General features: G+C 38.9%; 12 protein-coding genes. 10 read left to right on the top strand and 2 right to left on the bottom strand.

Going from position 1 to position 15,282, the window contains the following annotated elements:
- Position 1: 1 nt before the first annotated feature.
- The 7 genes from lpdA to QCD85_RS06495 all read left to right on the top strand — a co-directional run bounded on the left by lpdA (position 2) and on the right by QCD85_RS06495 (position 9,867).
- Entirely contained in the window at positions 2–1,426 is a 1,425-nt protein-coding gene (gene lpdA, locus QCD85_RS06525; RefSeq protein ID WP_273612628.1) for a dihydrolipoyl dehydrogenase, read from the top strand.
- A 228-nt stretch (positions 1,427–1,654) separates the two neighbouring features.
- Entirely contained in the window at positions 1,655–2,899 is a 1,245-nt protein-coding gene (locus QCD85_RS06520; protein WP_301262042.1) for a GTP-binding protein, read from the top strand.
- Between the two features lie 269 nt (positions 2,900–3,168).
- Positions 3,169–3,318, top strand: coding sequence for a 50S ribosomal protein L33 (gene rpmG / locus QCD85_RS06515; RefSeq protein WP_083243303.1), 150 nt, complete (start codon positions 3,169–3,171; stop codon positions 3,316–3,318).
- A gap of 306 nt (positions 3,319–3,624) precedes the next feature.
- Positions 3,625–4,419, top strand: coding sequence for a thymidylate synthase (gene thyA, locus QCD85_RS06510; RefSeq protein ID WP_301262041.1), 795 nt, complete (start codon positions 3,625–3,627; stop codon positions 4,417–4,419).
- Positions 4,420–4,831: 412 nt separating this feature from the next.
- Positions 4,832–5,320 (top strand): dihydrofolate reductase, encoded by a 489-nt coding sequence (locus tag QCD85_RS06505; protein WP_301262040.1) that lies wholly within the window; start codon positions 4,832–4,834, stop codon positions 5,318–5,320.
- A gap of 408 nt (positions 5,321–5,728) precedes the next feature.
- Positions 5,729–7,216 (top strand): glutamate synthase subunit beta, encoded by a 1,488-nt coding sequence (locus tag QCD85_RS06500; RefSeq protein WP_204823856.1) that lies wholly within the window; start codon positions 5,729–5,731, stop codon positions 7,214–7,216.
- Between the two features lie 320 nt (positions 7,217–7,536).
- Complete coding sequence (locus QCD85_RS06495; protein WP_301262039.1) at positions 7,537–9,867, top strand: type IA DNA topoisomerase; 2,331 nt, start codon at positions 7,537–7,539, stop codon at positions 9,865–9,867.
- 103 nt (positions 9,868–9,970) lie between these two features.
- On the opposite strand, the gene QCD85_RS06490 is transcribed toward QCD85_RS06495, so the two are convergent.
- Positions 9,971–10,738, bottom strand: a complete 768-nt coding sequence (locus QCD85_RS06490; RefSeq protein WP_274172596.1) for an HAD family hydrolase — start codon at positions 10,736–10,738, stop codon at positions 9,971–9,973.
- A gap of 12 nt (positions 10,739–10,750) precedes the next feature.
- Complete coding sequence (locus QCD85_RS06485) at positions 10,751–11,668, bottom strand: winged helix-turn-helix domain-containing protein (RefSeq protein ID WP_301262038.1); 918 nt, start codon at positions 11,666–11,668, stop codon at positions 10,751–10,753.
- 244 nt (positions 11,669–11,912) lie between these two features.
- Between QCD85_RS06485 and QCD85_RS06480 the strand changes: the two genes are divergently transcribed.
- The 3 genes from QCD85_RS06480 (at position 11,913) to QCD85_RS06470 (ending at position 15,279) form a co-directional block, all read left to right on the top strand.
- Positions 11,913–13,097: an MFS transporter gene (locus QCD85_RS06480; RefSeq protein WP_367317624.1), complete on the top strand. Its 1,185-nt coding sequence runs from the start codon at positions 11,913–11,915 to the stop codon at positions 13,095–13,097.
- Positions 13,098–13,257: 160 nt separating this feature from the next.
- Complete coding sequence (locus QCD85_RS06475) at positions 13,258–13,983, top strand: phosphonate ABC transporter ATP-binding protein (RefSeq protein ID WP_273616315.1); 726 nt, start codon at positions 13,258–13,260, stop codon at positions 13,981–13,983.
- Positions 13,984–14,013: 30 nt separating this feature from the next.
- Positions 14,014–15,279: a hypothetical protein gene (locus QCD85_RS06470; protein ID WP_273612621.1), complete on the top strand. Its 1,266-nt coding sequence runs from the start codon at positions 14,014–14,016 to the stop codon at positions 15,277–15,279.
- Positions 15,280–15,282 lie beyond the last annotated feature (3 nt).

Genomic DNA, 15,282 nt, shown 5'->3' with positions numbered 1-15,282 from the left:
AATGGTAGTAGGCGATGCTTCACTCGATATTGATACTTTAGTTATTGGTGCAGGACCTGGTGGATATGTAGCTGCAATTCGTGCGGCTCAATTGGGTCAAAAAGTTTTGATCGTAGATAAATCCGAACTAGGCGGCGTGTGTTTGAACCGTGGTTGTATTCCTTCTAAAGCGCTAATCTCTGCAGCTCACCAATTCGAAGCTGCACAACATGGCGAAGCTTTCGGTATTACAGCTGAAAATGTAAAAGTGGATTTCTCCAAAACTCAAGAATTCAAATCAGGCGTTGTTAAAAAAATGACTTCTGGTGTAGCTGGATTGTTGAAAGGTAACAAAGTAGAAGTATTCCAAGGCGAATGCATGTTCATCAACCAAAATGAAGCACGTGTATTCAACGATCATGAATCTCCTCGTTACCGTTTCAAAAACTGTATTATTGCAACAGGTTCTCGTCCAATCGAACTTAAAGCATTCCCATTTGGTGGACGTATTCTTTCTTCTACAGAAGCATTGAATTTACCTGAAATTCCGAAAAGCATGGTTGTTATCGGCGGTGGTTACATCGGCGCTGAGCTTAGCCAAATGTATGCTAAATTCGGTACTAAAATTACAATCATCGAAGGTCTGGATACAGTATTGCCAGGATTCGATAAAGATATGACTAGCCTTGTTGCTAAAAACATGAAGAAATCCGGTATGGAAATCTTCACGAACGCGAAAGCGGAAAGCGCAGAGCAAACAGATAAAGATGTAACTGTTAAATTCAGCGTTGGTGGCGAAGCTAAAGAAGTTACAGCAGAATACTTGCTAGTAACAGTTGGTCGTCGTCCTAACACTGATGGTGAGTTGGGTCTTGATCTAATTGAGATGGAATTGGACGATCGTGGTTTGATCAAAATTGATCACCAAGGACGCACAAACATTCCTCACATCTTCGCTATCGGTGATATCGTTGCTGGTCCTGCTCTAGCTCACAAAGCTTCTTACGAAGCTAAAGTAGTAGCTGAAGTTATTGCTGGTGAATCTTCTGTAATTGATTACAAATGTGTTCCGGCTGTTGTATTTACAGATCCAGAATGCTCTAGTGTTGGTTACACAGAGACAGAAGCAAAAGAAAAAGGATACAAAGTATCTGCTGGTAAATTCCCTTATGCAGGTAACGGTCGCGCAACTTCTTTGAACAACACAGAAGGTTTCGTGAAAATCGTAGCAGACGAAGAAACAGGTCTTGTTCTTGGTTCTCAAATCGTAGGTTTGGAAGCTTCTAACATGATCGCTGAAATGGGTCTTGCTATCGAAATGGGCGCAACTCTTGAAGATTTGGCATTGACTATCCATGCGCATCCAACATTGGGTGAAATCGTAATGGAAGCGGCTGAATTGGTTATGGGTCACCCTATCCATGTTATCGCTCCACGCAAAAAATAATAAATAAACAATTATGTTATATATCATCGTACTCTTATCTACATTACTGTATATAGCATGAGTGGTTACTCAAAGCCGTCAGAATACATTTCTGACGGCTTTTTGCTGTTTTTTATAAATACATAAAATAAGAATCTTCCACAAAATAATTGACAATCATGCTATCGCTAGGTGTATAATCTTTTAATAGTAATTATTACGATTAAAAGTGTGATGGGGGATAATATTATGGTAATCAATCAACAAGCGAAAATTCCAGTAACCGTACTTAGTGGTTATTTAGGTTCAGGCAAAACAACGGTTCTTAATCATGTACTTAATAACCGGGATGGATTAAAAGTAGCTGTGATCGTCAATGATATGAGTGAAGTGAATATTGATGCAGGCTTAATCAAATCAGGAAGTACATTATCTCGAACAGAAGAAAAGCTAGTAGAAATTTCGAATGGATGTATCTGTTGTACATTACGGGATGATCTTTTATTAGAAGTAAAGCAGTTAGCAGAAGAAGGTCGATTTGATTATATCCTGATAGAGTCGTCTGGGATTAGTGAACCTATTCCTGTTGCTCAGACATTTAGTTATGCAGATGACTCACTAGCATTTGATTTAACGACTATTACACGTCTGGATTGTCTAGTGACTGTTGTAGATAGTAATCGGTTCTGGCATGATTATGAGTCTGGTGAAACACTGCTAGAGCGAGGAGAAGCGGTAGGGGAGGATGATACTCGGGATGTGGTCGATTTATTGATCGATCAGATTGAGACTTGTGATGTAGTTATTTTGAATAAATGCGATCTTGTTAGTGAATCAGAATTAAATAAATTAGAAGCGGTTATTCATAAACTTCAACCGAGTGCACGTATTATCCGTACTACCAAAGGTCAAATTGATCCTAAAGAAATTTTAAATACTCATTTATTCGATATGGAGAAAGCTTCTACTTCCGCAGGATGGATGCAAGAATTACAAAAAGATCATCATACTCCTGAAACTGAAGAATACGGTATTCATTCTTTTGTATATCGACGTAGACGTCCTTTTGCACCACAGCGATTGTACGATTTTATGGAAGAATGGCCTGAATCGATTATACGAGCTAAAGGATTAGTCTGGTTAGCTACAGACGAGGATGTAGCAGCTACATTAGGACAAGCAGGCACATCGATTCAATTTGGTCCTGCTGGCCATTGGGTAGCAGCATTACCTGAAGTTGAACGACAGCAGATTTTAGCAGAAGAACCAGAACTATTAGAACAATGGGATCAGCAGTGGGGAGATCGTATGACAGAGGTCGTTTTTATCGGCATAGAATTGGATCAATTGAAAATGGAGTCTGGACTAGATCAGTGCCTGTTAACCGATCAGGAGATGGAGCTAGATTGGTCCACACTGAATAATCCGTTACCCTGGGTAACACCGGAAGAGGATCATGTGAATGAAGCTGTAACACATTTGTTTGGTCGATAATTGCAGGTGAATTCATATCCTATATTGTACATTTCTTTTCAAAAAATCAAGCGTATTCAATGTAAATATACAACAATCTATGATATAATAGAAAAGGCTGTTGGACATCATATCTGTTCGGTAGTGAACAGATTGAGAAAAGATTTAACCTATCCTTTAATGAATATGGTGTTTTTCTGAAAATTGAAGTTGAACATTTTTCACAATTAGGGTACATTAGTATAGTTGAATATTTTTGTCTATTAATTAGTGAAGTGAGGTGAATTCACATGCGCGTTATCGTAACTATGGCATGCACAGAGACTGGCGACCGTAATTATACTACAACCAAGAACAAAAGAAATCATCCAGAACGTCTTGAGTTGAAAAAATATTGCCCACGTCTAAAAAAATACACGATCCATCGTGAAACTCGTTAATATTTATTAACGTCTAAACGTTCGCCCATCTGTTTTATACAGATGGGTGTTTGTGTTTTTAGAACCTTTTTTTAGAGTACTATCTAGCTTTTAGCATGATATTGAAATGTATAAAACCGTACCTCTCTGTTCAGCGTTATATTTTAATACATATATTTTAGGATTGAATATAATTATTATCTATTTTATTAATATCTAAGTTGTATGTTGATCTGATTTTTACTATCATAATAAGAAGCTAGATAGATACGGATATGGGTATATTCTATATTGAACGTTTAGCGAAGTCTTATGATGAGGTGAATTATGAAAGTATATTTAGAGCTATTACAAGATATTTTGGATCATGGTGCAGAAAAATCAGATCGTACCGGAACAGGAACGACATCTGTTTTTGGTAGACAAATGCGTATTGATCTGCAAAAAGGTTTTCCTTTACTAACAACGAAGAGGTTACATACTCGTTCGATTATACATGAATTGTTATGGTTTCTTAGTGGGAGTACAAATATTAAATATTTGCAAGATAATGGTGTTACGATCTGGGATGAATGGGCAGATGAAGAAGGAAATCTAGGACGTGTCTATGGAGCACAGTGGAGAACATGGCGCGGGCCCGGTGGAGAAGTGATTGACCAGATTACATCGGTAATTGAAAGTATTAAAAACAATCCAGACTCACGTCGGCATATTGTAAATGCTTGGAATGCAGCAGAAGTAGATTCGATGGCTTTGCCACCTTGTCATTATGCTTTCCAATTTTATGTAGCCAACGGCAAATTATCTTGCATGTTCCAAATGCGATCGGTAGATACTTTCTTAGGATTGCCATTTAATCTGGCTTCGTATGCACTTCTCACTCATATGGTTGCACAGCAGTGTGATCTTGAAGTGGGCGATCTGGTATGGACGGGTGGAGATGTTCATATCTATGCTAACCATATGGAGCAAGCGAAATTACAGTTAACCAGAGAACCATATCCGTTGCCTCAGCTTCGTCTGGCTCGCAAACCGGATTCGATTTTTGATTATCATTTTGATGATTTTGTTTTTGAAAATTATGAGTATCATCCAGGAATCAAAGCACCTATTTCGGTATAATAAAATAGCATATTCTGTTGTTTTACAAAGAACTCTTAATATCTTTTCTATAACAAGAAAAAGAATTAAGAGTTTTTTTGTATAGTAAAATAACTTTGAGAAGTGCTATGTGTATCACTATCAAGTCTGTGCATCCAGTAGATTAAAATTAAATTACTACATCAATAAAAAACGAAGTAGATCAGCAAAAAGAACGAAACAGCTCCACTAAAAGATAGGTAATGATTAAATTTATGAATGACTATCTATAAAATATTTTATATATTGCTTTTTGGCAAATGATTGAGTATGTAAGGTTATAAAAGGTTCGGGATTTGGATAATAATGTGATGCCAATGACAGGTTTTGATGATATGATACAGTATAAACCTGTCTTAACGTATATTTTGGACATATGGAGGTCGTAAGTGGAATGACGATTACTATGATATGGGCGCAAGCAAACAACGGAGTCATTGGCAAAAATAATGACTTACCCTGGCGATTGCCCCGCGATATGGCTTATTTCAAACAACAGACTCAGCACAAAACGGTAATAATGGGACGCAAAACATGGGAATCATTTGGTGGTAAGCCGCTACCCAATCGTCGTAATATTATCCTGACACGAAGTCATGATTTTCAAGCTAATGATGCTGAAGTTGTATATTCAGTAGAGGAAGCGATCCAGCTTGCAGATCCAGAGCAGGAACTAATGGTTATCGGCGGTTCTACAATTTATAAGCAGTTTTTGGATCATGCAGGTCGTTTGTTAGTTACAGACATCGATCATGATTTTGCAGGAGATACGTATTTCCCAGAAGTAGATTGGTCGAAATGGAAAGAAGTTTCTACTACTCAAGGTGTGCGAGATGACAAAAACGATTATAATTATTATTTTAAAGAATATTTGCATATTTAATCATTTTATGAGATATTTATGCGAAAATAAAAATCAGCTATCTATGCAGTAAACTATAATCAGCACTAATATTCATTTGAGTATGTATTAAAAGTATACGCTTTATCACAACATTCAATGATTACAGTGAAAAAGTACGCAACGCCAAGAAATAAGCTTGCAAGATGTTTCACCACGGTGTAATCTCTATGTAAAAAGTACAAACAATCATGCGCATAATCCATTTTGTATTTATTTGTGTGAATGATAATCTAGAAAATAAACTTATTACAAGCAAGTATTGTATTTTACAAGTAGTAAGACGACACCTAGATTCACTAAATAAAGAGAAGGTAACAAGATTGGATATCATAAAAATATCTGTACAACAAGCTTAGCAGTGACAGAACGGATGGGGGAAATGTTAAAATGTCTACACCAACTGGATTCATGGAATACAAAAGACAAATTCCCGCGGATCGCAATCCGCTTGAACGCGTAAAAGATTGGCAAGAGTTCCACAAACATATGGCAGAAGATGAGCTTCGTACACAAGGCGCTAGATGTATGGATTGTGGCACACCTTACTGTCACACAGGAATGGATATGGCTGGTGGAACTTTTGGTTGTCCGGTTCATAACTTGATTCCTGAATGGAATAACTTGGTGTATCGTGGATTGTGGAGAGAAGCGCTAGAGCGTCTACACAAAACAAATAATTTTCCTGAATTTACAGGGCGTATCTGTCCAGCACCGTGCGAAGGTTCGTGTACGGTAGGTCTGATCGGACAACCGGTAACGATCAAAACCATTGAAGAAGCGATTATTGAAAAAGGTTTTGAAGAAGGTTGGGTTGTTCCACAACCACCTGAAAAACGTACAGGTCGTCGTGTAGCGGTTATCGGATCAGGTCCAGCCGGTCTGGCGTGTGCAGCACAATTAAATAAAGCAGGTCATTCTGTTACTGTCTATGAGCGGTCTGATCGTGTTGGTGGATTGCTAACGTATGGTATTCCAACAATGAAATTAGACAAAGGTATTGTTCAGCGTCGTGTTGACCTTTTGATCGCAGAAGGTATCGAATTTATTACAGGTACAGAAATTGGAAAAGATATTCCTGCACAACAATTGGTTGATGAATATGATGCTGTGATACTTTGTGGCGGTGCAACGAAACCGCGTGAATTCAATATTGAAGGCAGCGAGTTAAACGGTGTGGTCTATGCTATGGATTTCCTAAACGGTTCGATTAAAAGTTATCTGGATAGCAATCTTGAAGACGGTAATTATTTATCTGCTCAAGATAAAAATGTTATTGTGATCGGCGGCGGTGATACTGGTTCTGACTGTGTAGCTACTTCGGTTCGTCATGGTTGCAGTACAGTCACTCAATTCGGTACGCATGACAAAGCGCCTTTAGAACGTGATCCTATTAGTAACCCGTGGCCACAATTCCCTAATGTGTACACATTAGATTATGCACAAGAAGAAGCAAAAGCGATATTCGGTAGTGACCCACGTGAATTCTCAATCATGACGACTAAATTTGTTGGTGATGAAAATGGTAACTTGAAAGAGTTGCATACGATTCAAATTCAACGTATTGTCGATGAGACCGGTCGTAAAATCTACCAACCAATCCCGGGTACAGAAAAAGTATTCCCTGCGGAACTTGCACTAATTGCTATCGGATTTGATGGTCCTGAACAAACGTTGCCACAACAATTAGGTCTAGCAACAGATCGCTGGACGAATGTTAAAGCACGTTATGGTAAATACAATACCAATGTAGATAAAGTATTTGCTGCTGGTGATATGCGTCGTGGACAAAGTCTAGTCGTATGGGCAATAAATGAAGGACGCGAAGCTGCGCGTGAAGTGGATAAATATTTGATGGGTTCAACAGTGCTTGTATAACAGAGTCATAGATCAATGAAGCAGTAGAGTGCTCTCTATGTGATAGCCAACGCCATACCAAGAAATCATTTAATAAAAGCTATCGTTAGCTAAGAATAGTTCTAGCTGACGGTAGCTTTTATTATGTTGATCTGTCTTATCGATCATTATTATTTCAAGGTAGACATAAACATAGAAACACAAAACTCCAATCGAAATTTGAAAGATGCTATGTTATAATAAATAGCAATAGCAAGTACGTGGGCAAGGGGGCTACACTCCAGGGTGTGGTCCCTTTTTGTCGCTAAGATACAATCCATTCCCGGAAAGGAATGAACGAAATGAAAATATTAATCGTAGCAGAAAAGCCTGATATGGGACGGAATATTGCTGCTGTGATGGAGCCTAAAGCACGCAATCACCGTACATATTTGGAAGGGGAACAATATATTATTACTTGGGCAATCGGTCATTTAATAGGACTCGCAGAACCCGATGCTTATGATCCCAAATATAAAAAATGGAACTTCGGCGATCTTCCTATTATTCCAGAGCAATTCAAAATTGTACCTAACCCTCGAACCAAAGATCAATTGAATACGATCGGAGAACTTGCTAAGCGCTGTGACCGCATTGTAAACGCCTGTGATGCCGGGCGGGAAGGTCAGCATATATTTGCGTTAATCCAGCGTCAATTGAAGCTTACACAGCCTGTCAAGCGCTTATGGATATCAGATCTTACACCGGAAAGTATTCGCAAAGGGTTTGTTGAATTAAAAGACGGACAGGAATTTGAGAATTTAACTCGGGCAGCGAGAGCACGAAGTGAAGCGGATTGGTTAATCGGGATGAATGCGTCTCGCGCTTTTACGATTAAACATAATAATTTATTGTCTGTAGGACGTGTACAGACGCCCGTACTAGCTTTAATCTATGATCGCCAGAAAGAAATCGAAGCGTTTGATTCGCAAACGTTTTATGAAGTGAGAGCTACATTCAAGCAGGACAATAAAAGTTATACAGGTGTGTGGCAAGGTGATCGTATTACCGATCAAGCCAAAGGACAAGCGATTGTTGATAAAGTAAAAGGCAAAGAAGGACGTATTACCAAATACGATATCAGGGAAAGTAAAGAGTACCCATACAAACTGTATGATCTTACCTTGCTACAGCGGGATGCAAATGCCAAATTTGGTTACTCAGCAAAAAAAACGCTTGATACCGCGCAAGCTCTGTATGAAAAGCATAAAGTCATCAGCTATCCGCGTACCAACTCTAACTATGTTACCGAGCAAAATATTGATGGGATGCATAAAGTGTTAGGAATGCTCAAAAACACACCGTATGAACAACTGGCAGAAGGCGCAGAAGGCAAACGTGTCCATGTTAACAATAAAGCGGTCTGCAATCCTTCTAAAGTGGAAGATCACCATGCGATTTTACCTACGTTGAAAAAGCCGGGTACACTGAGCAAAGAAGAACAGCAATTGTATGATCTGATTGTACGCCGTTTTCTAGCACAATTTTATCCACCTGCTGAATACAAGCATCATACTGTAATGACCACTGTAGAGCAGGAAACATTCAAAACAGCAGTCAAAGAATTATTGTTTTTAGGATGGAAAGCTACATTGCCTGATAAAGATAAATCCAAATCTTCTAGTAGATCTTCAACCAAAAGTGAAAATGGTAAAGAAGAAGAGCCAGAGGAAGAAGTACAAGAACCATTTGTTATTGATGATAAGCAACCTGTGCAATGTAGCAAAGCAGAAGTGAAAGAAAAAGCGACTCAACCGCCCAAGCATTATACAGAAGGTACTTTGCTCAAAGCGATGGAAAGTGCAGGCAAGCAGATCGAGAATGAAGAATTGCGTGATGCGATGAAAGAGTCGGGTCTGGGTACACCGGCTACACGAGCGGCAACGATAGAACGACTGAAGCAAGTCGGATATATTAATACTCAAGGTAAAAAGATGGAGTTAACGTTAAAAGGACGTGCTGCTATCGAATTGATTCGTGCGGCTGGAGTAGAACTTCTCACTTCGCCAGAAATGACAGGGCAATGGGAGCGTCGGCTTAATCAGATTTCACGTGGAGAAGCAGATTCTGATCGCTTTTTAGAAAGTGTAAAGAAATTCGCCGCCTCTGTGATCGAAAAAGTAAAAACACAATCACCTGCTATTGCCGGGCGATTTGGCGATGAATCACGTTCAACAGGCAAAGGTAACCGTTCATCGAAATCTACACGTACTACTGCAAGTAAAGGAAGTGCAAGTACAACCAATCGTAGTAAAAGCAGTGCTACAAGCAAATCAACTGCTAAATCAGCATCCACTTCTTCTACATCAACCGCCAAATCGGCTACAGCTACTGTATCGATGGGAGCGGCTGGAGAACATACAGCACTTGGTAAGTGCCCGAATGCTAATTGTGGCGGGCAAATTATAGAAGGACGCAAAGGATATGGTTGTTCACATTTCAAACAAGGATGTACTTTTGTGATCTGGAAAGAATTTGCCGGTAAAAAGATATCGGTCTCTATGCTCAAAACGTTATTACAAAAAGGTGAGACTCAAGCTCTTGCTTTCAAAAAAGGAAATGAAACGCATAAAGGACGAATCAAACTGGTCGATCAAGAATCTGGCAAATTGATTGTAGAAGCTGTGAAATAAACGTAGTAGATGATAATAAATAATCATAGATAATAGCTAATCTATGTTATGCAGTAAAAGGAAAACAAAGCTTTTAATGAAAAACAAAAAAACGGACCGGGAATTAACCCGATGTCCGTTTCTTTTGCTGTTGTGATAGACTTTCATGGATGACTTGAGGAACTTCAACCAATTGCGATATGGTGTAGAACGGAAGATTGTCGTCGTGTTGAAGTTGAACTACATCATATGCCCATTCATGGGATTGTTTCAGATAAATAGTGTTGAGAGAAGCATGTAGAGCAGGTTGAACATCAGAACGTAAAGAGTTACCGATCATCCATGTGTCCTGACGTGGAAGTACATGAGAATTAATAATCTCTTCAAGCGCATGAATATTTTTGTGCTGACGGATAAAGATGCGAGAATCGAAATAAGATGTTAATTTCATCTGATCGATTTTGCGTTGCTGAATAACAGTCTCGCCGCCAGTATACAGATACAAAGTATGACCTGCTTGTTGAAGAATTTCTAGCGTTTCTACCATACCAGGATAAGGTTCTACTTCTTTCTCATATACGCTATTGCCTAGTAGACGTAATTGATTTTCTTCTGCTTCATGTATTGGTCGTCCTACTAATTGACTGAAATGATGATACGTTTCGACTAATGATTTGGGAAAATGTTCACTAGCAAAACCTACTCTATGCACACCAGCTACATCAATTTCGATTTGTTTTTGACGAATAGCATCCATCGTTACTGCTGGATGATTGAACCATTCGGATAACAGACTGATAAATTCGTCTAAAATGAGATTGAAATATTTGTTACAATGGATCAGCGTATCATCCATATCAAAGATAAGGTGCTGATGTCGGATGTCTTTCATGTGATTCACTCCTTAAATACGGATATACGATTCGAGGAACAGTTGAAGCTCAGAAGCACCGTCCTGTCGAATACTAAAACGTTCAATATCCCCTCTACCGAGGTGGATACGCAGTAAGCCTGCCACTCTAAGCATCATCAGATGATGCATAAGCGACTCTTGAGGTTGTAATAGATAGTGAGCCATATCTTGCAAAGAACGTGGTTCACCGCCAATGTAGCGCAGCATACGTAGGCGTTCTGGATCTGATAATGCTCGTGTCATACGTAAAAGAACATTTGGTGGATCTTCTTCATCTTGTTCAGGTACATCAACTGGATATTGAATCAATAACACGCCTTCGTAAAAGCAATACGTATTGATCGGGCGGTTATGTACCGTTGGGAATAAGATCACCGTATTTAACTCGGGAAAAGGATCTACCACTAAGCCGCCTGAAGCATATTCAATTAATGCACTAGGGTCCATTTTGTCCAGTAACCCTTTTTTCTCTTTGGCATCTTCTGTGATTAATTCAAGAATTTCATCTTCTATATGATGAAAGTAATGTTCATACCATAATTTTAATAGTGGAGCATAACTGGTCTGAATACGTCTAGTATCGAGTAAAGTCATAGTCGGTAGCAGTTCATGAATCTCATTCCACATCTCATCTTCGGAAGCATTTTCTAAATGATTTAAAAAATCACGAACAGAACCGTCAGCATGACGACAGCTTGCCCAGGCATATAATACATCAAAATCATCAAAAGGCCACGAAGATGCTTCTAATATAGCAGAACGCACTCCAGGGCTTAGTTGGTTGTCGATGTCTCTGATCCATTCTGAACCCAGATCGATATCACGAATCCATTTTTTGGTCACATAGACCATAAAACTTCCGAGTAAATCGTAGATCGGAGACACATCTATTTTCACGTCATAGCTCATGAAACCAGAACCCTCCCAAATAATATCTATTCAACAATAGATGAATCTTATTTCAGATTCAACATAGTGTAACAATATAACCTTTTTATACGTCTACAATCAAGTCAATATATCGGTTATTATCATGTTATTATGGCTTGTTTACTTGTATATTGTCCACTATAATGTTCGGATGGTATTTTGCAAAAGAGAAATTCTATGATTCATTTACATCTTGTTTCATTACATAATTGGAGGAACTATTGTGCTCAAAACATCGTCCCAGCATTCGCAATCGATTCATTCTGTATCCAAAGTTCATTTTGCTATTTTGATTATTGCTATTATCGTAGCTGGTATCAGTCAGGGGATGTTGTTACCTGTACTGGCTATTTTTCTGGAAAAAATGGGTGTGTCTTCAACATTAAACGGCTTAAATGCTGCTGTATTGTATATCGGTTCATTCGGCATGACACTGGTCGCAGAACGACTATTAGGCGTTTTAGGATTTAAAAAATTAATGCTTGGCGGTTTGTTGCTTGTGCTGATTACATTACCGTTATTTCCACTGTACCCAAGTATTATTTTTTGGTTCGTATTAAGATTATTAGTCGGTGTTGGAGATAGTGCTGTTCATTACTCTGCTCAATTATGGGTATTGATGATGACGCCTTCCGAACATCGCGGTCGTAATCTTTCAATCTATGGCATGTCGTATGGTATAGGTTTCAGTATCGGCCCGCTTGGAATCAAATTGCTTGATTGGGGAGTATATGCTCCGTTTCTATTACTCGCAGGATTATTCCTAATTGTCGTTATTCTGGTTATCTGGAAATTGCCACATGGAACACCGGAGAAAACCGCAACCGATGAACCTGCACAACGTCGATTTACAAAAAGTTATAGCTGGGCTTGGTATGCGCTTATTCCAGCTTTCTTGTACGGATATATGGAAGCTGCTATGAACAGTAATTTCCCTGTGTATGGATTACGAGTTGGATTTTCCACAAGTGATATTGCGTTCTTACTTCCTTTTATCGGTATCGGGGGATTAATCCTTCAGCTTCCTTTGGGGATATTAAGTGATCGGTATGGACGTAAAAAGATGTTGATGATCTGCGGAGGACTGGGTGGATTACTATTTTTATTTGTTCCGATGGCAGAAACGAATATGATCGCAATCGCTGCTATTTTTGCTTTAGCCGGTGGATTGATCGGTTCTTTCTTTTCTTTGGGACTAGCGTATGCGGCTGATATGTTACCGAAAGTGTATTTGCCTGCTGCTAACGTATTAGCTTCTTTTCATTTTAATGCAGGTAGTATTATTGGGCCGGCGCTTGGAGGAAAAGGAATAGAGATGGGTTCACCAGCTAGTTTGTTTTGGGTTTTGGGTGGTTGTTATATGATTTTTGCTGCTACTGGTTTTATATTTAAAGAAAAATCGAAATAATCAGGTACAGTAGATGGCATTTCTTTGCTTTTTCCCCTAAACTAATAAGTAATGGTTCTATGTGCATACCAAAGTGCTACAGATCAATAGGAGAAGCGATAGAAATCATACACATTCCAGTAATCACCAGATAGAGAAGGGCGGCTCACGATAGATGTCGATGATCAAAATAGAGAATCTCACAAAAACGGTCGGTGAAAATAAAACCAAAGTATTGGATCGGATTAGCCTGGAAATTCAGCATGGTGAAATGATTGCTATTTTGGGGCCGAGCGGTAGCGGTAAAAGTACATTACTTAAATGTCTGGCGATGAAAGAATCATGGACAGACGGTAGCTTTCAAGTAGGCGATATCGATATTATGAAAGCAGGCTTTAGCGGTAAACGCAAAATTTCGCGCGAATGGGCTTATGTAGAACAAAGTCCTCAGCTTCATCCTGAACGAACAGCTCTTAAAAATGTATTGATTGGACAAGCTGGACAGACACCGATCTGGCGCATGCTCACAGGTATGGTGCGTTCAGACGATTATATGGGAGCGATGGATGTACTAGAAAGTCTAGGATTGCTCGACAAAGCTCATCAAAAAGCAAGTACATTAAGCGGTGGCGAACGTCAACGTGTAGCGATAGCTCGTTCTCTTGCTCATGGTGTCAAAGTCGTTCTTGCAGATGAACCTATCACAGGGCTTGATCCCAAATCTGGAGAAGATGTGATCAAAACACTGCGTGCATTATGCAGTAGTGAGCGTGTCACTATTATTACAGTGATTCCTTTAGAATTAGCAGAAAAATATGCGACTCGTATTATTGGACTGCAAGAAGGACATATTGCTTTTGATATTAAAGGTCGGAGATTGACCAGTGCAGAACGTCGATTGTTATAACAGATTTAGTTAATGAAAAGAGTGATACTATTGAAATGGAATCTATGGGTACGCTTGGCGACAATAACAACGTTATTGATCTTGTTAAGCGGTTGTGAACTCATTTCAGATCCGAAAGGGCTTATGCAATTACCGCAGTTACCTTCAGATAAGCAGACATTAAGTAGTACGATACAAGCAGCTTTACCCCCTGGTGCCAAGCTTGCCAACCCCAAAAATGGTAATGCCAATGATTGGATTCAACAAGCGGATCTTGATGGAGATGGCAAAATGGAAGCTATTGCTTTCTACACGACTTCCGATGCTCGAATCAACGGTATGATTTTTGAACAATCCGGTTCTGATTGGATTAAAAAAAGAGATATTGAAGGGCAAGGATATGTGCTGGAAAGTGTAGAAATCAAAGATATTACTCATGATGGACATAAAGATCTGATTGTTGGATATTCAAATGCGATCAATACGACGAATAGTGGTGTAGATAGCATGCAGAAAAATCTGGTGATCTATAGTTATGACAAAGGTGAGTTGAATATTGTAGACAAAAAGCCTTACACTTATTATGAGATTTTGGATATGAACGGTGATGGTGTTGATGATCTGACAACGATGTACATGAGCCGTAATAGTTATTTAACAATCACGAATTTCCGTTATAAAGATGGGTTCCAAGAAGTCGATTCGATCGATCTGGATTCAACAATTACGTTAGGATTTTATAATGTAGTCGCTGGAAAAGTATCCAAAGATCAAAATGGAATCATTATGGATCAGTTACTAGGTTCATTCTCTGGATTTACTCATTTGATTGTTATGGACAATAATAAGCTTCGAGATGTATTCCCGATTAGCAAAGCCGCTACATTCAAAGACTCTTTGATCTATAGTGATGATGTAAATGGAGATGGCATATTGGAAATTGGAATGCTACAAATTCCATTAGGCTGGGAAAATATCGAAACAAGCGAAATCCCTTATTTTATATATTATTATCAGTGGGATGGAGATAACAAACTCAAATTAGTTAGTCAGCAATACCGAGATGATCAAGGACGGTTTGTATTGAAATTTGCACCGGAATGGAACGATAAAATCACTCTCGATACGAAGTCTAACAAAGATCAAGATTTGCGCTTTATATTGAAAGATACAGGAGAAAAAGTAGCAGAAGTTCGCTTCTTTACTTCAGCTCAATGGAACAATCAGACAAATAAAGATTGGGAGCTTATTACAACCTCCAATGATCAATATATTGCACTCTGGCAAAACACAAAAAATAATCTGATATTGAATTGAGGA

The sequence above is a fragment of the Paenibacillus sp. PsM32 genome, assembly GCF_030433815.1.
GTDB classification, from domain to species: Bacteria; Bacillota; Bacilli; order Paenibacillales; family Paenibacillaceae; genus Saccharibacillus; species Saccharibacillus kyungheensis.
Note: the sequence above shows the minus strand (reverse complement) of the source record. Positions and strands in the feature narration are given on the sequence as shown.

Coding starts and splice junctions, on each gene's coding strand:
- lpdA (WP_273612628.1), top strand. CDS start 2: ATGGTAGTAGGCGATGCTTCACTCGATATTGATACTTTAGTTATTGGT.
- QCD85_RS06520 (WP_301262042.1), top strand. CDS start 1,655: ATGGTAATCAATCAACAAGCGAAAATTCCAGTAACCGTACTTAGTGGT.
- rpmG (WP_083243303.1), top strand. CDS start 3,169: ATGCGCGTTATCGTAACTATGGCATGCACAGAGACTGGCGACCGTAAT.
- thyA (WP_301262041.1), top strand. CDS start 3,625: ATGAAAGTATATTTAGAGCTATTACAAGATATTTTGGATCATGGTGCA.
- QCD85_RS06505 (WP_301262040.1), top strand. CDS start 4,832: ATGACGATTACTATGATATGGGCGCAAGCAAACAACGGAGTCATTGGC.
- QCD85_RS06500 (WP_204823856.1), top strand. CDS start 5,729: ATGTCTACACCAACTGGATTCATGGAATACAAAAGACAAATTCCCGCG.
- QCD85_RS06495 (WP_301262039.1), top strand. CDS start 7,537: ATGAAAATATTAATCGTAGCAGAAAAGCCTGATATGGGACGGAATATT.
- QCD85_RS06490 (WP_274172596.1), bottom strand. CDS start 10,738: ATGAAAGACATCCGACATCAGCACCTTATCTTTGATATGGATGATACG.
- QCD85_RS06485 (WP_301262038.1), bottom strand. CDS start 11,668: ATGAGCTATGACGTGAAAATAGATGTGTCTCCGATCTACGATTTACTC.
- QCD85_RS06475 (WP_273616315.1), top strand. CDS start 13,258: ATGATCAAAATAGAGAATCTCACAAAAACGGTCGGTGAAAATAAAACC.